At 38.1% G+C, this 21,072-nt stretch carries 19 protein-coding genes; 9 read left to right on the top strand and 10 right to left on the bottom strand.

Translation table 11 applies throughout. The features are described from left to right. Positions 1-69 precede the first annotated feature (69 nt). Positions 70-519: a hypothetical protein gene (locus J0M15_05385; GenBank protein ID MBN8536463.1), complete on the bottom strand. Its 450-nt coding sequence runs from the start codon at positions 517-519 to the stop codon at positions 70-72. A gap of 258 nt (positions 520-777) precedes the next feature. Here J0M15_05385 and J0M15_05380 point away from each other — a divergent pair, with 258 nt between their 5' ends. The 8 genes from J0M15_05380 (at position 778) to J0M15_05345 (ending at position 10,569) form a co-directional block, all read left to right on the top strand. Next, positions 778-1,692, top strand: a complete 915-nt coding sequence (locus J0M15_05380) for a hypothetical protein (protein MBN8536462.1) — start codon at positions 778-780, stop codon at positions 1,690-1,692. A gap of 43 nt (positions 1,693-1,735) precedes the next feature. Beyond that, positions 1,736-2,488: a hypothetical protein gene (locus J0M15_05375; GenBank protein ID MBN8536461.1), complete on the top strand. Its 753-nt coding sequence runs from the start codon at positions 1,736-1,738 to the stop codon at positions 2,486-2,488. Between the two features lie 174 nt (positions 2,489-2,662). Next, positions 2,663-2,770, top strand: a complete 108-nt coding sequence (gene kdpF, locus J0M15_05370; protein ID MBN8536460.1) for a K(+)-transporting ATPase subunit F — start codon at positions 2,663-2,665, stop codon at positions 2,768-2,770. Between the two features lie 7 nt (positions 2,771-2,777). Continuing rightward, positions 2,778-4,469, top strand: a complete 1,692-nt coding sequence (gene kdpA, locus J0M15_05365; protein MBN8536459.1) for a potassium-transporting ATPase subunit KdpA — start codon at positions 2,778-2,780, stop codon at positions 4,467-4,469. A 10-nt stretch (positions 4,470-4,479) separates the two neighbouring features. Then, complete coding sequence (gene kdpB, locus J0M15_05360; protein ID MBN8536458.1) at positions 4,480-6,567, top strand: potassium-transporting ATPase subunit KdpB; 2,088 nt, start codon at positions 4,480-4,482, stop codon at positions 6,565-6,567. A gap of 16 nt (positions 6,568-6,583) precedes the next feature. Further along, on the top strand, positions 6,584-7,174 hold the full coding sequence (gene kdpC / locus J0M15_05355; protein MBN8536457.1) for a potassium-transporting ATPase subunit KdpC: 591 nt from the start codon (positions 6,584-6,586) through the stop codon (positions 7,172-7,174). Between the two features lie 19 nt (positions 7,175-7,193). After that, a complete protein-coding gene (locus tag J0M15_05350) occupies positions 7,194-9,896 on the top strand; it encodes a sensor histidine kinase KdpD (GenBank protein ID MBN8536456.1) in 2,703 nt (900 codons plus the stop codon). Further along, a complete protein-coding gene (locus J0M15_05345; GenBank protein MBN8536455.1) occupies positions 9,889-10,569 on the top strand; it encodes a response regulator in 681 nt (226 codons plus the stop codon). Before J0M15_05350 ends, J0M15_05345 begins: the two co-directional genes overlap by 8 nt. A 114-nt stretch (positions 10,570-10,683) precedes the next feature. On the opposite strand, the gene J0M15_05340 is transcribed toward J0M15_05345, so the two are convergent. Next, positions 10,684-11,529: a LysR family transcriptional regulator gene (locus tag J0M15_05340; protein ID MBN8536454.1), complete on the bottom strand. Its 846-nt coding sequence runs from the start codon at positions 11,527-11,529 to the stop codon at positions 10,684-10,686. A 132-nt stretch (positions 11,530-11,661) separates the two neighbouring features. Between J0M15_05340 and J0M15_05335 the strand changes: the two genes are divergently transcribed. Next, the gene (locus J0M15_05335) at positions 11,662-12,087 is read left to right on the top strand and encodes a hypothetical protein (GenBank protein ID MBN8536453.1); all 426 of its coding nucleotides are present in this window, start codon (positions 11,662-11,664) and stop codon (positions 12,085-12,087) included. A gap of 59 nt (positions 12,088-12,146) precedes the next feature. Here J0M15_05335 and J0M15_05330 read toward each other — a convergent pair whose 3' ends face one another. From J0M15_05330 to J0M15_05295, 8 genes are all read right to left on the bottom strand, one after another. Then, positions 12,147-12,992 (bottom strand): hypothetical protein, encoded by an 846-nt coding sequence (locus J0M15_05330; GenBank protein MBN8536452.1) that lies wholly within the window; start codon positions 12,990-12,992, stop codon positions 12,147-12,149. After that, positions 12,982-13,854, bottom strand: coding sequence for a TIGR02147 family protein (locus J0M15_05325; GenBank protein ID MBN8536451.1), 873 nt, complete (start codon positions 13,852-13,854; stop codon positions 12,982-12,984). The genes J0M15_05330 and J0M15_05325 overlap by 11 nt, the downstream gene beginning before the upstream one ends. Positions 13,855-13,861: 7 nt before the next feature. Further along, complete coding sequence (locus tag J0M15_05320) at positions 13,862-14,728, bottom strand: hypothetical protein (protein ID MBN8536450.1); 867 nt, start codon at positions 14,726-14,728, stop codon at positions 13,862-13,864. Between the two features lie 596 nt (positions 14,729-15,324). Further along, complete coding sequence (locus J0M15_05315; protein MBN8536449.1) at positions 15,325-15,852, bottom strand: hypothetical protein; 528 nt, start codon at positions 15,850-15,852, stop codon at positions 15,325-15,327. Between the two features lie 6 nt (positions 15,853-15,858). Further along, a complete protein-coding gene (locus J0M15_05310) occupies positions 15,859-16,272 on the bottom strand; it encodes a hypothetical protein (protein ID MBN8536448.1) in 414 nt (137 codons plus the stop codon). Positions 16,273-17,124: 852 nt separating this feature from the next. Beyond that, positions 17,125-17,571, bottom strand: a complete 447-nt coding sequence (locus J0M15_05305; protein ID MBN8536447.1) for a hypothetical protein — start codon at positions 17,569-17,571, stop codon at positions 17,125-17,127. A gap of 1,071 nt (positions 17,572-18,642) precedes the next feature. Continuing rightward, positions 18,643-20,319, bottom strand: coding sequence for a hypothetical protein (locus J0M15_05300; GenBank protein ID MBN8536446.1), 1,677 nt, complete (start codon positions 20,317-20,319; stop codon positions 18,643-18,645). A gap of 466 nt (positions 20,320-20,785) precedes the next feature. Continuing rightward, positions 20,786-21,072 (bottom strand): transposase (locus J0M15_05295; protein MBN8536445.1); only part of this gene is annotated, 287 nt, incomplete at its 5' end.

The following is a 21,072-nucleotide window of genomic DNA, read 5'->3' as shown; positions in this document are numbered from 1 at the left end:
TAGATTTTTCAACAAGTCTGCGTTTTGAGATTCCGCACCTTTATTTTCTTCGGCATCGCTGAGTAGAAGTTAATTATAGCACGATGAAGCCCTTCCAACAAAAGAAGCTGCACCAAGATCATAGATATAGAGGCCGGTATCTCCATTATAATAAGTAATCAAATAGTAAGTCGATCTAATGCCACCAGAACCTTCATAACGAACAACTGAATTTACATTATTTTCAAGTGGCCCGCTAAAGAAATTGGATCCTTGAAAAGAGATTGCTCCTCTGGAAACTGGTATTCGTGTAGATCTAACATTGTACATAAAAACATCAGTAGCATTTATTGCCGACGGAGAACTAAATTCTAAGGTATGATTTGAAAAATCTAATATCAGAGTCGACTTCACTTTATTTTTAAAAGTAACTTTATTTTGAAAGTAACAAAACTCATATTTAATCCTATCTGATTGTGAAAAAGCAAACATGGAAACTACAAGTGACGATATAATAATTTTTAGAAAACGATTGGTCATAAACTGTCCTTATTCTCAACAAAAAAGGCGCTGGGATTAATTTCCCAGGTTAACACTTAGAAACGAGGTCGTTAATTCCCAGATATCATAAAGTAAAACTTGAAATTTTTGTAGTGGATAGATTTTGTACAGAAAAAAAGACATGGCCGAATATTCAGATTCAAAATTATTGATTCTGAGAGGTGTTTTTGTTTAGTTTTTTCCATTTGAAACATCTTGGTCCCATTTTTGAAATTAATTAAACTTAATGGAGTAATTGTGAGACTTTTTTCTTTAAGACAAACCAATTTATATTTAATTGCAATATTGTTTTGTAGTGACGTTTTTTGTGCCAAAGTTTCTGAAATGTATAATCTGAATATACGTTCAAATCTATCTGCACAGTTTAAAAGAACAAATGCGCTATTTGGCATGGTGGTCGGTAAAGATACAGTCCCGATTAGCAAGCCGATTCTTCGTCCTTTTACATCTGATGGCTGTAGCTTAAGCCCAAATTCATTTTTCGAAGTTGATTTTACCGAGTGTTGTGTTGAACATGATGTTGCCTACTGGCTTGGTGGCTCTAAAGATGAAAAGGATAAATCAGATGTGCAGCTAAAAGCTTGTATTCAAAGTAAATTAAATTCAACATTCAACAATGATATTTCTGCCACTGTGGCTCAAACTTATTTTTTTGGTGTTCAGATGGGTGGTGTCAATTTTTTACCAAACTCATTCAGATGGGGATACGGATGGAACTTTTTAAGGCCCTATACTGGGCTTACTTCCGAAGAGCTATCACAAGCAGAAATATTTTATGGTAAGAACTTAGGTCAACTTTGGCAAAAACTTAAATTCGATGGTTTTAAAATTGAATTGCAGTTGTACACTTTAGAAAACTCTTTGGTTACCATACTGCCATCGGACAAAGCGATATATAATTATTTAAAACTAGTAATGAATCGAAAGGATATCATAATTTTTGGCAAGCATCTACGTATCGATTTGGATGCAGTTGTTTATGAAATAAAACTGGAATCATGCCCAAAGGCAAAAATAAAAATAACATTAAATACTCAAGAACTAATTAAATCTAAAAATGACGACGCTTACCTTGAAAATAGCACTGTGCTTATTGACAAAATTATAAAATCAGTTGAAGACCCCGATAAATGTTTGAAATTACAATTTTAGCCGAGCCGCTCACGAAAAAAATTAGACCGAAGCTTTCCATGTATTGATCAAAACTCACCTTGGCAAATTTACGACTGTCATCATCGGTAAGCGCTGGGATTTCAATCTTAGCAACAACACGATTCTAATAAATTTTTCAGCCAGCTCGACGGAGATTAAAGAAAAATTGAAATCCTTGTCTGTTGAGTCTCAAGAACTTAGTTTTGATCCCATTGCTAGCTCTATTTCCGGGACCATCGCAGAGAAAGGATTCACTTTGAATGCCGTTGTGGTTGATATGCCAAAAAATCCTTCTTCGCTTGAAGCATTGAAAAATTCTATGGGATTGGTTACAAAGGATTCCTTTATTGAGATTCTTAAAAAATTGAAAGTTTCAATTTTACAGTTCAATTCACGTGAAACCCGCTTCGTTTATGGGTCTAAGGTGTTATTTCTTCAAGCTCCTGTGGCTGATGCGGGTCTAGAATTCCTCCAGCGGGAACTTCTTGCTAATGAGGCTTTCCTTTTGAAAGTTGCCATTTCTGAGACTGCCGTTAAGTTTAACCTTCAACTGACTTTTAGTGACGAGGATATTTCAGCATCTGCTCTTGAAGATCTTAAGAGCTTGAAAGGCTGGCTCACTAATGATTTGAACGAGGTATTGATTCAAAAATCCAAATTAACGCTCATTACGGTCACTCGTAAAAACGGACCTACGAGCTTTAAGAATGGCGAGCTTACTTTGAACTTCAATGACTTTGATCCCGCAAAAATGACGATGATTTTAAATCCTCCTATTGGTCCTAAAAAGCCTTAACTTCGGCAAAGGGAGTGACCCTCACTCCTTTTGAAATATTTTCTGCGAAAAAATGACAATCTTGTACTCATTTTAAGTCAAGGCCTAGACCTTGTTCTTTCACAGAGTCGGGGCATTGAATCAAGTCGAGATTTTTACATCTTTTTTACGCCGGTCAGAGTTAGTTTGAAATGATTGAAAGTAAAATTGGAGGAATCTATGGATTTTGTCGTCGCAGGGGTGATTGGATGCACCGTTCTGGTTTACTTAATTTACGCCTTGTTTAACCCAGAAAAGTTTTGAGGTTGATATGGGAATCAACGATTACATACAGTTTATTATCTATGTTGCTTTACTCATAGCAATCACTCCTCCCTTGGGTCGATTTATGGCCAAGGTGTTTCAGGGAGAAAAAACTTGGCTGCACAAACCTTTGTGGTGGTTGGAAAATCTGACTTATAGGACTTCGGGAATTGATCCATCTGAAGAGATGAGCTGGAGGGCGTATGCTGCGGCCTTTATGATTTTCCATCTGGTTGGAATTTTAGTTCTGATGGCCTTCCAAATGACACAGGCCTGGTTACCTCTTAATCCGCAAGCTCTGCCAAATGTTTCTTGGCACTCGGCTTTGAATACTTCTGTAAGTTTTATCACTAACACAAACTGGCAAGGATATTCTGGTGAAGTGACAATGAGTTATTTAACGCAAATGGCGGCTCTTGCTGTTCAGAACTTCTTAAGTGCAGCCTGTGGCATTGCCATCGCCATCGCCTTGACCCGTGGAATAGTTCGAAGGTCGTCAGCGACCATTGGAAATTTTTGGGTTGATACCACACGGGCCATTGTCTATATTCTTTTACCAATTTGTGTAATCTTGACTCTTATCTTGGTTGGTCAAGGTATAGTCCAAACTTTTGCAGCTTATGTTGATGTTATGACCCTTGAGGGCTTGAAGCAGACAATTGCCTTGGGACCAGTAGCTTCGCAAGTGGCTATAAAAATGCTTGGAACTAACGGCGGTGGATTTTTTAATGCAAATGCTGCACATCCTTTTGAAAATTGGACGCCGCTATCTAATTTTTTGCAAATGCTTTCCATCTTTTCAATTGGTGGGGCACTAACATATACCTACGGAATAATGACCAAGTCTCGAAAGCATGGCCGGGTTATTTTTGGAACAATGCTGGCAATGTTTATCACATTTACGGCATTTTCTTTAGCATCAGAATTTACATTGAATCCTGTTTTCAACCAAGCTGGTATTATGGAAGGGAAAGAAACACGATTCGGCGTATTCAACAGTGTCTTTTTCTCTGCAATCACGACTTCTGCTTCTTGCGGCGCCGTGAATGCGATGCACTCATCTCTTTCGCCACTGTCAGGTGCTATTGCCATGGTCAACATGATGCTTGGTGAAATCATTTTCGGTGGTGTTGGAGCAGGTCTTTACGGAATGCTTCTTTTTGTCTTGCTGACCGTGTTTATAGCCGGATTGATGGTTGGAAGAACTCCCGAATACATGGGTAAAAAGATTGAGGCGAATGAAATGATGATGGTCATTCTCGCGATTTTGGCTCCATGTGCTTCAATTCTAATTGGAACTGCAATTTCTGCTTTATCTCCAGCAGCACTTTCAAGTCTTGCGAATAAAGGGCCTCATGGTTTTTCTGAAATGCTTTATGCCTTTACTTCAGCGGCAGCGAATAACGGAAGTGCCTTTGCAGGTTTGAATGCAAATACTTTGTACTATAATTTGATGTTGGCCGTTGCGATGTTTATTGGTCGCTTTGCAATCATCGTCCCAATACTTGCAGTTGCAGGAAGTCTGGCACAAAAGAAATATTCACCTCCAACATCTGGTACTTTTGAAACAGATTCAGGTCCGTTTGCAGTTTTATTGGTGGGAGTGATTCTTATAGTAGGAGCATTGACTTTCTTGCCTAGTCTTTCATTAGGACCCATCGTTGAGCATCTTATGATGATCAAGGGTCAAACTTTTTAAGAGGTGATATATGTCAGAAGTTAATCAAAACCCATTGTTCGACACAAAACTTGTTGTGTCAGCTTTAAAGGAATCATTTTTAAAGTTGGACCCACGAATACAAATGAAAAATCCTGTCATGTTTGTCACGCTTATCGGAGCCATCATGACAACGGTCTATGTTATTTTCAACATGGGTCTTGGATCGAAATTTTTTGAATTTCAAATTTCGATTTGGCTTTGGTTTACGGTCCTTTTTGCCAATTTTGCTGAGGCCATCGCTGAAGGGCGAGGTAAAGCCCAGGCAGAAAGTTTGAAGAAAACTCGAACTCAAACGGTGGCTCGGCTCATGAAAGGCAAAACAGAATCGAGAATCAGTGCCGCTGACATAAAGAAGGGTATGGTGGTTGTTTGTGAGGCAGGAGATATTGTTCCAGGGGATGGCGAAGTCATCGAGGGGATTGCCAGTGTTGATGAATCAGCTATCACTGGAGAGTCAGCTCCTGTTATTCGTGAATCCGGTGGTGATCGCAGTGCTGTCACGGGCGGAACGCGAGTTATTAGCGACCGAATCCTCATTCGTATTACCGCAGAACCTGGACACAGCTTTTTAGATCGAATGATTACATTGGTTGAGGGGGCTAAAAGGCAAAAAACTCCGAATGAGATTGCCCTAAGTATCGTGCTAGCAGGACTCACAATTATATTTGTGCTTGCAGTGATGACTTTGAAGCCAATTGCCGACTACAGTGCTTCAGCGGCAGGCCAAGATTTAGGTGCCATCGTTACGGTGCCTGTCCTGATTGCTCTTTTAGTTTGCCTTATTCCGACAACAATTGGAGGATTATTAAGTGCCATCGGTATTAGCGGAATGGATCGGCTTATCCGAAGAAATGTTATTGCAACAAGCGGTCGTGCGGTTGAAGCTGCCGGAGATATTGATGTTCTTTTACTAGATAAAACCGGGACAATTACTTTGGGAAATCGCATGGCAACGGCCTTTCTTTCTGTAAAGGGTGTAACGCAGGAAAGGCTTGCTGAGGCTTCTCAACTGGCGTCTCTTGCAGATGAAACAGCAGAGGGACGATCTATTGTAGTTCTAGCAAAAGAAAAGTTTTCCATAAGGGCTGAAGGTGTTCAGCCTGCTCAGGCCCAATTCATTCCATTTTCTGCTAACACACGAATGAGTGGAATTGATTTTCAAAACTTAGCAGGAAGAAGAAATATTCGCAAAGGCGCAGGTGACGCTGTAAAGGAATATGTAAGAGGTCTTGGAGGAAGCATTCCTCAAGATTTGGATGGAATTATTGATGGAGTTGCCAAAAAAGGAGGGACTCCTTTGGTTGTTGCAGATGGCAAGGAGATTCTTGGTGTTGTGCAACTGAAGGACATCGTGAAAGGTGGGATTAAAGAGCGCTTTTCTGAGCTCAGGAAAATGGGAATTAGGACTGTTATGATTACGGGTGATAATGCTCTAACCGCCGCTGCTATTGCTGCTGAGGCTGGTGTCGATGATTTCATGGCGCAAGCAACTCCTGAAACAAAATTGAAGCGCATTCGGGATGAGCAGGCCATGGGTCATCTCGTCGCGATGACCGGTGATGGTACCAACGATGCCCCTGCATTAGCCCAAGCTGATGTCGGTGTGGCAATGAATTCGGGAACGCAGGCCGCACGTGAGGCAGGAAATATGGTGGATCTTGATAGCAACCCTACGAAGCTGATTGAAATTGTTGAAATTGGCAAACAGCTTTTAATGACCAGGGGTTCACTGACTACATTTAGTATTGCCAATGATGTGGCTAAGTATTTTGCGATTCTTCCGGCCCTTTTTAGTACACTTTATATTATTCAGGGAACAAAAGAAGGGCCATTGGCTGTGTTGAACGTCATGCGGCTAGTGTCTCCACAAAGTGCAATTTTAAGCGCAGTTATTTTTAATGCACTTGTCATTGTGGCATTGATTCCACTGGCTCTTAAAGGGGTACCTTATCTTGCAGAAGGATCATCGGCAGTTCTGAGAAGAAATTTATTAATTTACGGTATTGGCGGCATTATCATTCCATTTATTGGAATTAAGCTGATTGATATCCTAATCACGTCTATTGGTTTGGTTTAGACCAAAGGGAGTTTTTATGAAATATGTAATGCCTGCAATTCGATTTAAACTGTTTATGATAGTTTTACTTGGTTTTCTTTACCCCTTTGTCATGACGGGAATTTCTCAAGCCATATTTCAACGCCAAGCAAGCGGAGATTTTTTAACTCGAGGTGGTCAAGTCGTTGGATCTCGATTGATTGCTCAGAAGTTTGAGAAATCTGAGTATTTTTGGTCAAGACCATCGGCAGTTGACTACAATCCGCTTCCATCAGGTGGATCAAATCTTGGACTGGCAAGTGCCGATTTAAAGAAAATCGTTGATGAGAGGAAAACCAAACTGAAGGCAGCTCATCCAGAACAAACGGTGGAGCCTCCGCACGACTTACTTTTTGCCTCAGGCAGCGGTTTGGACCCTCATATAAGTCCAGCGGCCGCACAGTACCAATTACAACGGGTGGCAAAAGCAAGGAATATCACGAATGAGAAAGTACAAAGCCTCATAGAACAAGCAAGCGAAGGTCGACAGTTCGGAATTCTTGGGGAGGCGAGGGTGAATGTTCTCGTCCTCAATATGGCCCTTGATACGGCTCAAGGCATTGAGTCAGCGCCGCTGAAGACAAAATAGTATGCAATAGGAGATTCAATTGAATTCTGATAACCGACCTGATCCAGATGCGCTCTTGAGTGCCATGGAAGAGGAAGAAAAAAAACAAAAACAAGGAAAGCTCCGAATTTTTTTGGGCATGTCGGCAGGCGTAGGAAAAACCTGTGCCATGCTTCGGGCAGCCCATCAAAAATTAAAAGAGGGAGCTGACGTCGTCGTAGGGATTGTTGAGACGCACGGAAGATCTGAGACAGTGGCTCTTACAGAGGGTCTTCCTGTTATTCAGAAAAAGAAAGTCAAATATCGTGGTGCTACTCTCGAAGAAATGGATCTTGAAGAAATTCTTCGTAGGCGACCTGAGCTTGTTGTTGTTGATGAGTTGGCACATTCTAACGCTCCTGGATCTCGACATGAAAAGAGATATCAAGACGTCTTAGAAATCCTGGATGCTCACATTGATGTATTCACCGCTTTCAATGTTCAACATCTTGAAAGTCGCAAAGACTCAGTCGAAGCCATTACGGGTATTCCCATTCGCGAAACAGTGCCAGACAGTATTTTGGAACGCGCCAGTCAAGTTGAACTTGTGGACATTGCACCGACTGAACTTCTCAAGAGATTGAAAGAGGGAAAAGTCTATCTTGGCGATAAAGCGGATCGAGCGGCGCAGAACTTTTTTAAAGAAGACAAGCTAACAGCACTTCGTGAAATTGCCCTAAGAATGACGGCAGAGCGTGTTGATCAGGATTTACAGAGATTTGTCAGTGTCAGAGCTGAAGGAAGCCCATGGCAGACAAATGAAAGGTTGCTGGCGGCGGTTAGCCATAGCCCTTATTCTGAAAAACTGATCCGTGCAACTCGGCGGCTATCCTATAATCTTGAGGCGCCTTGGATCGCATTGCATGTCGATACTGGAATTTCATTAAATGATACCGATCAAGCCCAACTGGTAAAAAACCTCAATCTTGCACGAGAACTTAAGGCAGAAGTGATCACCACCACGGAGGTGGACGTACCTTCAGCGGTGCGAAGAATTTGTAGAGTTAAAAATGTGACTCAGGTTATTGTAGGTCGACCAACCCGTAGATGGTTTCGGGATGTTATTGAAAGGGGAAATCTTTTAGAGAGACTTGTTCGCGAAAGTCTTGAAGTTGATGTACATATTATTAGACAAGAGGGAGTCTCGTTAATTAAACCAAGTCTCATCGATGAACTCTCCTATTATCGATCAAAAACGGGTATTGTAAAATATTGGAACACTTTTTGTTCAATTGTTGGAGTTAGTTTTTTGGGTGCAGCTCTAGATGGTTACATTGGATATAGAGCAGTTGGCTTTATCTTTCTTTTGGCGACAATTATTGTTGGAATGTTTGGCTCTATCGGAGCTGTGGTATTTGCGGCAAGCATGAGCACTCTTATTTGGGACTATTTTTTTATACAACCAAAGATGACATTCGCAATTAACAATACTGAAGATTTTTTAATGTGTATTGCGTTCTTTGTCGTCGCTTTGATCACTGGATTTTTGACCAATCGAATTCGTTTTCATGAGAAAGTGATGCGCGAGCGTGAGGAACGAACTAATGTTCTTTATGAGGTCCTTAAAGACATAGCAAATGCGACAGAGAAATCAGATTTTTTAAGTAAAGTTACTAAGAGAGTTGGCGCTTTGCTAGATGCTTCATGTGGAGTTGTTTTGAAATCGAGTCAGGGTAAACTTGAGTTTGAAGAGGCAAAATCTTATTCTGTTAGACTCAACGAAAAAGATCAGGCTGTTGCTCAGTGGTGCTTTGAAAATAAGAAATCTGCTGGCTGGTCTACTGACACTCTTGCACAGTCACGCGCGTTATTTGTTCCTCTTAAGGGAACTTCTGAAACTGTCGGAGTTTTTGTGTTTCAACCAACAAAGAAAGCTCGGAAACTTGATCTTGAGAAGGAGAGCCTTCTTCTTTCTATTGTTCGACAGCTTGGGGCTTCAATTGAAAAACACTTTTTGACAAAACGTTTTGCTGAAACTCAACGTTTGAAGGATTCTGAAGAACTTCATCAGACCTTGCTAAGCTCCATTTCTCATGAAATGAGAACGCCACTCACTGCCATTTTAGGTGCTGCATCGGCATTAGAAAGTGATGAGCTTACAGGTGGAAATAGATATGTAAAAGAGATTGCTTTAGGATTAAATGAGGCAGGTGACCGTTTAAACCGAGTTATTGAAAATCTTTTGGATATGAGCCGACTTAATTCGGGAGTATTGTCTTTGAAATTAGAGTGGCATGACTTCAGCGATCTGCTGAGTGTCGTATTAAAAAAACTTGAAAAGTCACTATCCCAACATAAGATTCAAATAAATTTCATTGATGAAATTCATTTGGTAAAGATGGACTATAGACTTATGGAACATGCCCTCTCAAATATAATTCTAAACGCAGCAATGTATTCTCCGACAGGAACACAAATTAAAATCACTCAGAGACGTGCTGACTCACATTTTGTATTAGAAATTGAAGATCAGGGGCCTGGTATTCCGGAAGAATCAATGGATAAAGTTTTTGATAAATTTTATCGTGTTCCAGGAAGTCCCACAGGTGGAACAGGTTTGGGACTTTCAATAGTGAAAAGCATTATTGAGTTACACAAAGGCCGCGTCAGTATTCATAATGTGAATCCGCACGGGGCTTGTTTTATCGTCGAATTGCCTCTGGAGGCTCAGCCGAAAATCCCAGGAGAATCTGCAAATGAGTAATGATGTTCGTATTCTTCTGATTGATGATGAACAGGCGATTCGAAACATCGTCAAGATGAGTCTTGAGGGAAATGGGTATAAAATAGCTGAGGCTGTTGACGGCAAGTCAGGTATGGAAAAGGTATCTGAGTTTCATCCTCATCTTGTGCTTCTTGATTTAGGGTTGCCAGACATGAATGGTCTAGAAGTGCTAAAGACTTTGAGAAAATGGACGAGAGTCCCAATAATTATTTTGACGGTGATGGATGGAGAGCAAGTTAAAGTTCAACTTCTCGATGCCGGGGCAGATGACTACCTAACAAAGCCATTTGGGGCCAAGGAGCTGCTTGCTCGTGTCCGCGTAGCACTTAGAAATATTGGATTGATAGAGGCAACTCCAATTTTCATCTCGGATGATTTAGAAGTTGATTTGTCACAAAAAAAAGTAATTGTATCTGGCAAAGAAATAAAATTGACGGCAACAGAATACGAAGTTCTTTCCAGACTTGTCAGGGATCATGGTAAAGTTGTTCCACAAACCCAGTTATTGAAACAAATTTGGGGCAGTCTTGCCGAGGACCAGAGCCACTACTTGCGGATTTACGTTAATCAACTGAGAAAAAAGATAGAAAAAAATCCTTCTGAACCAAAACACCTTTTGACCGAGCCTGGTGTTGGCTACCGACTTATTTGAGGTTTGATGACTTCATCAACCAGGGCCTATCCCAAGTCCAATTTTGTTTTTGCAACAATGTCATCTATACTTACGCCTTGAAATCCTTATTTAGACGAGCCAATCCCATTCAAGTTATTTCACCAGGCGATTTTTAAATTTGTCGGCAAGAAAGTTAAAGAGCCTATTTGAACTGTTGGAATGGGCGTAAATTTTAATCTCATAACTTGTCTGCGGGTATTTTTTTAAGACCTGGATGACGTTTTTGCTTCGTGTGATCTTATGAAAATCGGGTAAAAGCCCCTGCCCCGTTTTTAGCTCGACAAGTTGGGCTATTAAATCCCAGCTCGCTACTTCTGCAACTATAGGTAAGGGTCTCTTGAATTTCATTTGATAGAAAGCCATCAGATTTTTCACTTCAAGTCCAAAATCACCAACAATCAAAGCCTCTCCCTTACTGTAATTAAGGCTTTGAAAAAGCCCAAAATACCCCTTGTAGAGCGACTGGGAGGTAAAATTTTTCAGGAAGGGATCATCAAGACAGATTGCAAAATCACAGGTACGGGACTCTAGAAGATGTCTAATCTCTCGGCTGTTCCCAGTAAACAATCGGAGTTGAAACTCTTGCGCAACACAGAGTCGGCTCAATTCTTCAATAAAAATTGAGCTATAGAGACTTGAGGGCGCCGCTAATGAAATAATTTCCTGATTTTCGGTCGATTTTGGCGACTTCGAATTTATTTTCTTAATCTCCTTCCAGGATTTGAGGATTTGATCGGCCTGGGGTAAAAAAATTTCCCCTTCTGGAGAAAGCGCAAATTTATTTTTTCCATGCTGGAATAATGGGAATCCAAGGTCTTGTTCCAACCTTTTGATGGCCTGGCTCATGGCCGGAAGACTGATATGGTTGCGAAGAGAGGCTTCGCTAAAACTTTTTTTTTGGGCAATATCTATAAAGTAAGAAATCAGTTTAAAATTCATTCCGGCATTTCCATCTGGAAGGGTTAAGCTTTAATATATTAATATTTACATTAATATATCGAATAATAAAAGTAATATTATGAAATCTTAAATGCTGTTAGATATTTCAAAAAGAAAAAAAAGGAGTTCAAAATGTCAGAAAATATGGTGTCTTCAAAGAAATTATTATCAGTTCTTGTTATGGGAATGTTTATGTTGGCGGGTCCTATGGCTCGCGCAGCGGTGTCAGTCCCAAAATATCCTAAAATTGATTGTTTCAAAGAGGTTTGCGCAAGCTACTTCGAGGATTATCAAGGGGTCTATGTTAGTATCATGATCCCAGGCAATGCCCAGATCAATCTCGGACACGGATCTTACGGTTCGCTATGGGCTATCGCAATAGCTAACGGCCATGAAATTGGTAGAAGCATACTTAGTGAGGCTCGAGCGGGATATCTATCGACAATTCCTTTGGGACGTAATTTTTCGGGTCAATTTGAAATTTATATTGAAAATTCCAAAGGGGGCTACTACTCAAACTTTGGTCAAAACTTTCAATTTACAATTAATCGTCCTTGAAACGCTTTAGGATCGGAACAAGAGTCTGAGTTACCAAACCCAAGAAAATTCAGAGACGATTATTTAACTGATGGCTCATCGTTATCAAGGGAGCCATCTTTGTTTACATCCTTGCCAAGATTAGCTTCTGTTGAAAGTCCTTTTAATACACAGTTATAGACATCAGTTAAAGAGGTATCTATCTGTGGACAGATAACCGTGCCACTTGTTAGGCGATTACCTTCATTAATATCAGTAGTTGTAACAGCAGTAACAGCTGAAAAATTAATCTTTCTAATTAAATTAGCAATTTGCACTTGAATCAATATTGTTGTTGAATCTTCAGCCACGACAGCATTAGATCCAGCAATTGACATTTCTATTTCAGAACTTGAAGAAAATATAAAAGGTTTTCCATTGACAGAACCTGATATATAGACAGCCTTATTTAAAGCACCTGTTGGGGCAGAGTCTGGTAGTGAAAGTATTTTTTTAAATTTATACTTTAAGCGTCTAAATGAAGATAAGGGGATGCGGCCTGTTGTAAAGTTTGAAGGAGTATCGCTTAGCATATCGATATTGTAGGGTCCTGCAAATGATGTTTCTGCGTTTTCAGATTCACTAGCCTCTGCAGCTTCATTGGCTTTTAATTCGATTTCGCCAAGTGAGACCCAGAAGCTACTTATTGTGATGGAATTGGCTTGGCTGTCTGACATCAGGCTAGGTGGAAGTTTAGCTTGTGTTGTTGGGATCAATAGTGAAAATAACTTATTATAGAAATTGGTTGCAACTGTTGCAACGCTATTAGATGAAGTCATGGAAAGATTAACTAAGGGATTTCCCGTAGATGTTCCGGGATCTTTTTTGGCACAAGAAATCAGTATTGAGATAAGGGCGAGTAGTATTAAGTTGAAATTATTTTTCATTGTCATCTTCCTTTTTTTCAGTCATTGGGAATGTTACTAATTCAAAATGATAGACTTCTTGATTGTTATCAGAAGTTTTTCCTAATTGTTCAATTTGTTTTAAAGCTTCATCGAAAATTTCTTTAGCTTTTAAAAATTCTTTTTTAGATATAGCAACAGTTCGTCCCAGGATATATCTTTTGTCTCTTGGAACTTCATGTATTGATCGGTGAGCCATTTCAAGAACTTGCCTGTGAAATTCGCCTAAGCTTATTTTGTAAACGCCTTCTTTACAACTTAAGTCGACGGACGGTAATACATATTTTCCATTCTGATCTTTAACGATTAATTTTCTTTCCTCTAGAAATTCCATCGCCTCGGCAGCTTCTTTTAAGCTGATGCGTCCGCGTAGTCGTTCTTGTATCCATATCGGATCATTGCAAAAATCAGGAAGCAAAACCATTTCTCTGATGGCGACAAAAAACCATTTAGTTAAATACCTATGGGTATCAAATTCTTTTTGATTTGATTTTTTAAAAGAAGCAATTTTTGCCATTTCACTTAAGGCTTCTACGCGAAGAAGTGCGGATTCAGTTTCGCCAACGGTATGAAGTAGTGTTAAAAATTTTCTTTCTGTAGGATTTAATTTAAGATGGATAAGTAATTTTTGTAGAGCTTTTTCACTGAGTCGTCGCTTTCCATTTAACACCATGGAAAGGTAGCCAACGGACAGCTCTGACTCTTTGGTGATATCACGAAGGCTTAGTTTGTATTGTGTTTTAATATGAAGTAACCATTCTTTTAGAAAAGACCCAACGTCTTCGAATTCGAAGACGTTGGGAGTGGATTTAAGCGTAGGTTGTGTTAATTGATTTTTACCCATTATCGTACTACCGTTTTACTCCTGATTCATCAGATTCTAAGTCTCCGCTTTTGTCAGAGTCTTCACCTACGTCGGCATGCTTTTCTAATCCTTTTCTGATACAAGTATAAATATCATTTGCACTTGTGTCTATGTTATCACAAAGATGTGTGCCTGCGTGTCTGTTGCTGGAACTAATAGCTTCTCCATTTGTGACTGTGGACATGTTGATTTGTTTAAAAATATTGGAAAAGTTGATCTCAACCAATATTTGCGTTCCCTCTTTTGGAGTCACTGCTTTGGGGCCGCTGATTTGGTATTCGCTACCATCGTCAGAAGCAAAAGTAAAACTAACAGCAGATCCTCCGGAGCCAATTGTCCCGGCGATAAAGATACTATTTGAAGCTAATTCGTTTGGCGCGCCACTAGGTAGGGTCGTTCCAGTTTTTTCTAGTTTCATTTTTATTCTCTGAAAAGGCGTTGCTGGTATTGTTTTAACATCTAACGCTGGAGGAGCGTTTGATAATAGATCAACATAGTATGGCCCTTTGAATGAAACTTCTGAACTTGATGACTCTTCAGAAGAAGTAGTTTCGGAAGTTTTAAACTCAACTTCTTTAATAACAACCCATGATTTAGTTAGAGCCATACTTAGTCCTGATGAATCAGTTATATTTGCTGGAACTAAAGCCAAAGCTTTTGGAACTAACAAATTAAGTAGTGAAGGCTTCATGGCAACCGTTGCCGCTTTATTAGAAGCCGTCATGTTAAAGGAAGTTGAAACCGAAGCCGCTGCTGTTTCTGCTTTTTTGTTACAGCCAATTTGACTTAAAGTGAGTGCAATGCCTGCCGTAGTTAATGTTAATTTTTTTAATAATATATTTTTGTTATTCATAAAATTTTCCTTTGCTTTCGCATTTTTAAAGTTTAATTTCTAACTCTCGAGAAGTCCCTGTTCTAAACTTTGAACACATCCTCTTGTTCCTCTAATTTAGATCCAAGTACAGAATGCCAAATACTTCAAAAATTTAATATAAAATTAACATTTGTGAACAAAGATATTTATATAACCTACTAATACCTAATATAATTAATATGTTATATGAGTATTAAAATGATAAAGTAAGTTTTATATTTAAATTAGTTAACACTACTATGTCGATTTTTTTTAAGAATTTTGGCTTGAGTTGTGATTGATTTCTATTTTTGAGACATTTGTTTATATTTTCAACCTTCATTCATCGGAAAAACTATTATGAGTTTTTCTGAATTGGAAAAAAATTCAAATCTAACAGCAACAGTCTTGACGTTTGCTCTGCGTTATTTGAATCGTCTACATGTTGATTTGATATCTCATCAAACCAGCTACGAAGTTCCATTATTTTAATTGCTTGTTAATTCAGGAGCAAGGACCCGCCGGGGAATACTTAGGAAGGTAAGCCGAAATAGCTTTTATCCTCACTAGCCCTTAAATAATTTTTTACCTAAAAATTATTCATAGGTAAATGAATCCTTTGAATCTAAATATTCAATATCTTCAGAAATTTTATCTATTTTTTCCTGATATCCTAACCGCTCTTCATAGGAAGAACATTGATAAACGAGGAAATCAAGTTGATTTTGTATAGACTCTGGATCATCATCAGAGTTTTGTCTTTTAATGATTTCATCAAGCCTATTTCCAATTAGTTCTGAATACTCGTAATCAAGGTGATTATTTCCTTCAGTCGTAGAGGTTGTAACAGTATTTGTCGAAGGCGTTTGAGCAGCAGACAAGGGTAAAGTCTTAGGAGGTATAGTTTTTAGATAACCTTTACCTTTTTGATGAGCTTCACTTGTATGGGAATCTTTTATATGGAGGTCGCTGGCAATCCCCATGCCTTTTTCTTGAAAAGGCATGGTAGATTGTTTTATTTTAGTTTGGATTACCTCTTTATTATTTCTATTTTTTTCTTTTTTACCCGTTAGGGAGACAATTAATAGAGTCGAAATAGAAAAAAGTATAAAAAGTATTCTCATAAAATCTTAGCTCTTTCCTTTTCCAACTATTTTCCCGACTGGTTTGAGGGATTTAACCACGGTGCAATTGAAATAACCGAATCCGGTTTTTTTAGTGATCACGCTAGCAGAAATTCCCGCTTCGTAGGGCTCTTTGGGACTACTTTTCCTGTTTAATTGGGCTATAGTGATTGCCAACTGAGTGCAATTGGCGAGAGACTTTTTTTGCCATGTGAGCTCCTCCTGATTTTTTGATTCTATCGTGACGAGAGTTTTACTATGTTTAAGAAATTGTAGGCGTCCAGATAGGAAATACAAATTTTTTTTTGCTCCATAGTCGACACTTGATGCATCAAAGATGGTACCAGCCGCCTTCGCTTGATGAAATAGATTTGCCGTGGCAAATAGGATTAAAAAAGATCGAATAAGATTGTAGTTCATGAAACCCCCTGTAATCGATACACGATACAAAAGCTAAGCCAATAAAAACACTGAGCCAACTCCAAGCTAGAGGCAACCAAGAAAAATAAACTATTTGTTAAGGCAAAATTAAATCAGAAAATTTAGATAAAGTCTTGTTTTTATGAATCTATTTTTGAAATGTCAAAGAATTTTACAAATCCTATGAGTTTAACAACTGTAAATGTTCGCACTGAATCTAGCCACATCATACAGTGAGGTTAAAAAACAGGATCCATTCGGTAGGTCTTTCTGAGATTTTTACCCGCACAGGAGATATTCTAGTTCTCCAGATAAAGTAGCATTTTATGGCTAAAGTTTGCTAGGCGCCTTTATTGCTGTGAAACGACCCCATACCATTCAAAATAGTTAAATCGTTCTTACCTGACCTCTCCGATTTAGACGGCCTCCTAATTGAGTTCGGATCTGGCAAGGGAAACTTCTGCTCAGTTAGCTCTTTTTCAGGTTCACGTCGCTCATATTCCGTATCCATAAAGTAGTGCTCATCTTCACCCCAACGAAAAACCTTGGGTAATGAGCAATACATAATTTCGTGATAGAGCTTTCTAGATAACAGCTTTCTGATTAGACCAAAGAAGTAGGAATCCACAGTCACAGTAACCTGCAACGGTGGGTTTTTACTGTTAATGACCCTAATGATTTTTCTAGCAATTTTTTCTGGCGTCGATGGAGAGATTCTCCTATCTGCTTGAGTCTTTCAGTTTCGTTGACTTGCTCAACAACTCCACGCAGACAATAGCCAGCATTGTTTATAAGAACATCAATTCCGCCCAATTCTTCATTGGCTTCTTCTATAACGGCATCCCGCTCTGTTTAAAGAAGCACATTGAGTGGTCTTATCCAAAGATTTTCATCCTCCGTAATTCCTGCATCACCGAATCTTGCAAGCGAAGATCCCTTTGCCGTTGCAATCAAATGAAATTTTCCAGACCGAGAAAGCTCTTTAACCAAAGCCAGCCAACCTTTGACGGTGACTTCTTCCCATTCAATTTTTTTTGCAACACCTTCATGGGTTTTATTCAGGTCCAGTGTGTATTCCTTTGAGTTAGATTCGAGCTTAAATTTGTATGATCGACCGGCGAAAACTCCACCAAACGGAACGAGAAAACACGTTACTTCAATCTTGGGAGAACTAGAGTGATGACTATTGTTCAGGCAGCGCTGAAAAATATCATGAATCGTTTCGCTGTTATGATTGAAGTGAGTCGTATCGGCTTTAAAATATGTTTGTTGTATTTGTTGAATTGATTCAGTAAACATTTTGTCCTCCTCTCCAGTACCGCTAATGCGGGTAATAATTTAATTAAGTCATCCCTGTGTCGACAGCTGATATTCTGAAATTTCGCTGTCCTAGTTTCACACGTGGATGTGAAATCTTCTTTGTACTATCCAAAGTCTTTTTTGATTTCAGTTCCATAAATTCCGCCTGAAACTTAACCTGCATTTCCCTTGCCCCAAAGTAAGCCCTCGTAATCATGACCGGTCTTAACGAATCTCATGCTAACTTCTGAAATTGGAAAGACGGAGTTCACGTCGCTTACGATGTGCCGAATTTTTTCTTCATTGTCGTGGCCAAACCTGACTCCCTCATTATAAATTCTTGCGCCATCTAAATTTATAAAACCCTCCCTTCTTTAAGAAGCAATTCGGCAGGAAGCACAAACGGCGTTCTTACGTTTTTCAATCACGAGCCTCACTTTAAATTCGCTAGTCGCTTCGTGATGAAGTGCTTCTGCGAACCTTGAAGCAAAGTTTCTCATTTCGTCATCTGAGTTAAAGCCCATAAATTCAAATTGAAGATCATCTGTCTTATCCCTCTCCAATAAGCAGAAGCCATCAAAAAAAGTCCGCAAGCTTCAAGCTAGATTGTGAAAGTTTAAATGACTGATCTATTTTGCCGTGGATCACGGCAAAGGATTTAGCGGGATACCTGACGAACTCATTTTTGCACCTCCTTCTATAACGTCCAGGGCAGGCATTTGGATAAAAGAAGTTACAATTTTTTTGCATAAGCCCTGTTCTATCTAATATCATTTTGTTGTCGTCGTAAAAAATGTCTAGTGGTTACGGTGCCAAAGTTGGACCACGAAATTTTTTAACAGAAATTTCAAAAACATAATGCGTTTTTTTAAATAAAAGGCGGGTACATCAACAAACCTTCTCACATTTTAAAAGTAATCTAAATCTAGTAAATTGATTTCACAACAATACAAGGAGGTATATTATGGATTTAGAAGTATTAAAGAAAAAGATCAGCACTTTTCCTGATGAGGCCGATAAAATGTATTCGCGATGTGAAGATTAAATTTATAAAGAACATGAGTTTAGTTTTTATTCACCTTTTTTGTATTTTATAATTTCAATCCCAAGATGACTATATAATTCATTTAATTGTTGTGTGGGAGCTTCGTTCTCGGGAATAGCGATTTTTTTTGCAGAATCGATACCTAAGTGCCCAAACACTTGTGATTCAATATAATCAACACTAGGACCCGTTGGTTCTAGGCCGCCATAATCATTTCTAATTTGCACACGTAATCTTTTATCCAAATTACCTAAAAACTCGGGTAAAACGGCAGGCAGCTGGCTTCCTGGAATTTTCATTCTATAATCTATAACAGCAAATTCACTGGAATTTAGTTTTTTCTGATAATCATGAATAAATGGAGCCGCTAAATATGGAAAATCTTCTGCAAGTAAGGGCCGGCTATACCATATATGGCTATGATCTAAGGAGTCTCCTAAAGTAAATGTAACCAAAGTGTTTTCAGACTTAGTTAAAAGTTCATTAATATCAAATAAGTAGTGATCATTTCCATACCGTGTTTCAAAAAAAATTAAAGTATTACGATTTTTTACATAAGCAGACTTAGGACGTATTTCCGGAGAAATTAATGATTCATATGTTGATTGACTAAATCCTAAACTTCCAGCTTCAAATGCAACTCTGATATCTTTATATTGATTCGAATCAAGAATAGAACTAGTTCCTGTTTCAAAAATATTTTTAAATCCATTTTTTAAAATTGAAGTTCTGCGGATATTATGCCTTGAAAGCTTAAGTAGGGCATTTTTTTGAAAATTTTCAATTATTTCTCTATACTCTGGAAATTGCATGACATACTTTTTATATTCATCAAAACTTTCAAAGTCTGTATGCGTTTTAAAATCTTTTTCAAGACGTTCTTTTAAAGATTTACGAAGCCGGAGAATTATTCTGGCATTTTTTTTGTTTTGCAATTGACGGTTAGAATATTTTATTTTCTTCAGATTAGCACTACTGTCACCAAATAAAATTTCGATTTCAGCGTCCAATGCATTTATTAATGAAATTTGTCTTTTTTTCAATCCTGCTAATATGGAATTGGGTAAACCCAAAACATGTATTAAATTTTTAATTTGGGCAAATGGTAACTCAGCTAAAACTTTTCGAGCATGAAGTAAGCTATCAATACCTAGTTCGTATGGATCTAGCTTTCCCAAAAATTGATTTAAGTTAAATTCCTGATTGAAAGTTTTATCTTCTATATTTATTGAATATGAAACTACAGTATATTTTTTATCTTCTTTTGAGACACTCAAATCACTATTATATGTATCATTTAAAAATAATTTAATAACTTTTGCAGCAATTAACGCTTTTCTCAATGCTGAATCGCTTTCAACTTCATCATCATCAGGGCTATACTTCTTTGATGATTCATTTTCTTTAATGTAAAGTCTTTGATGGGTCCTATCCTTATTTGTTAAAATTCTACATTCTTGAGAAAAATCCAAATTCAAGGATTTGAAAATGACTGTATAAAGCTGATATTCAAAAGCTCTCTTTTTTAGGTTATCAACTAAGGATGAAGAATTTGCCGTTTGATATCCATTAAAGGTTTTATCACCAATTTTAAATATACTTGAACTCAACACTTGATCTTTGACTGTCGTATAAATAACAGAGTCGTTTGGAAAATAATGCTGGTTACATGAAACATTATTAGCCAGAGCAAAAATTGGCATACAGCTGCATATGAAGCTAGATAATATTAAATATAAAGAATGTTTAAATTGAATTGATATCATATTAGTACTTTAAGCAAGATTGTAACCAATTAGTTATCAATAGATTCTTTACAGCAGTTCCCGGTCAGAGTTAAAACTATGAAAATACTTAAAATTTTGACTTGGTTTTTAGATTTTAAAATCACTTTTTTTAGTTTTTTGTGGACCAGTTTATTCAGGCAAAAAGTCACACCTGACGTCATTTATTATGACACTAAATTTTGTTGTATAAATTACTCTTATAGGTCTTCTGGAGGATTAAAATTATTTTTAATAATTCATGATATCCATTTATTTTAAATGGGATCATAAAATATGCCGATTGTAATCGACTCCAAATGGCTTGTAGAAGTTGGGATTTAATCTGACAGTTGCCCTTTTGTTCATCAATTTATTTTTAACTTTTTTAAAAAAATCTGTACTGTCAGTTTAAGTTTTGATTGATGGTTTTTTCTCTTGCTATTCTTAATCCGTCAAGAAAAGTTTCCATTGGCGTTTTGCCATTGCAATTTTTTCCCTGATGAGTCCTCCTTTCATTGTATTCTCTGAGCCACTGATCTAGATCTTCCTGTAATTCTTCAATTGTATTGAATATTTTTTTTCTAAAAGCTATTTGATAAAATTCATTTAAAATTGTTTTATGAAATCTCTCACATATTCCATTTGTTTGTGGGTGGGCTGCTTTTGTTTTTGTATGATCAATATCGTTAA

The organism is Deltaproteobacteria bacterium (assembly GCA_017302835.1).
Taxonomy (GTDB): domain Bacteria; phylum Bdellovibrionota; class Bdellovibrionia; order Bdellovibrionales; family Bdellovibrionaceae; genus UBA2316.
The sequence above is the reverse complement of the archived record's forward strand: the minus strand, read 5'-3'. Positions and strand labels throughout refer to the sequence as shown.

Bases quoted from the DNA above. Each gene is read 5' to 3' on its own strand.
- J0M15_05385 (MBN8536463.1), bottom strand. From the start codon at position 519: ATGACCAATCGTTTTCTAAAAATTATTATATCGTCACTTGTAGTTTCC.
- kdpA (MBN8536459.1), top strand. From the start codon at position 2,778: ATGGGAATCAACGATTACATACAGTTTATTATCTATGTTGCTTTACTC.
- kdpB (MBN8536458.1), top strand. From the start codon at position 4,480: ATGTCAGAAGTTAATCAAAACCCATTGTTCGACACAAAACTTGTTGTG.
- kdpC (MBN8536457.1), top strand. From the start codon at position 6,584: ATGAAATATGTAATGCCTGCAATTCGATTTAAACTGTTTATGATAGTT.
- J0M15_05345 (MBN8536455.1), top strand. From the start codon at position 9,889: ATGAGTAATGATGTTCGTATTCTTCTGATTGATGATGAACAGGCGATT.
- J0M15_05340 (MBN8536454.1), bottom strand. From the start codon at position 11,529: ATGAATTTTAAACTGATTTCTTACTTTATAGATATTGCCCAAAAAAAA.
- J0M15_05335 (MBN8536453.1), top strand. From the start codon at position 11,662: ATGTCAGAAAATATGGTGTCTTCAAAGAAATTATTATCAGTTCTTGTT.
- J0M15_05330 (MBN8536452.1), bottom strand. From the start codon at position 12,992: ATGAAAAATAATTTCAACTTAATACTACTCGCCCTTATCTCAATACTG.
- J0M15_05325 (MBN8536451.1), bottom strand. From the start codon at position 13,854: ATGGGTAAAAATCAATTAACACAACCTACGCTTAAATCCACTCCCAAC.
- J0M15_05320 (MBN8536450.1), bottom strand. From the start codon at position 14,728: ATGAATAACAAAAATATATTATTAAAAAAATTAACATTAACTACGGCA.
- J0M15_05315 (MBN8536449.1), bottom strand. From the start codon at position 15,852: ATGAGAATACTTTTTATACTTTTTTCTATTTCGACTCTATTAATTGTC.
- J0M15_05310 (MBN8536448.1), bottom strand. From the start codon at position 16,272: ATGAACTACAATCTTATTCGATCTTTTTTAATCCTATTTGCCACGGCA.
- J0M15_05305 (MBN8536447.1), bottom strand. From the start codon at position 17,571: ATGTTTACTGAATCAATTCAACAAATACAACAAACATATTTTAAAGCC.
- J0M15_05300 (MBN8536446.1), bottom strand. From the start codon at position 20,319: ATGCCAATTTTTGCTCTGGCTAATAATGTTTCATGTAACCAGCATTAT.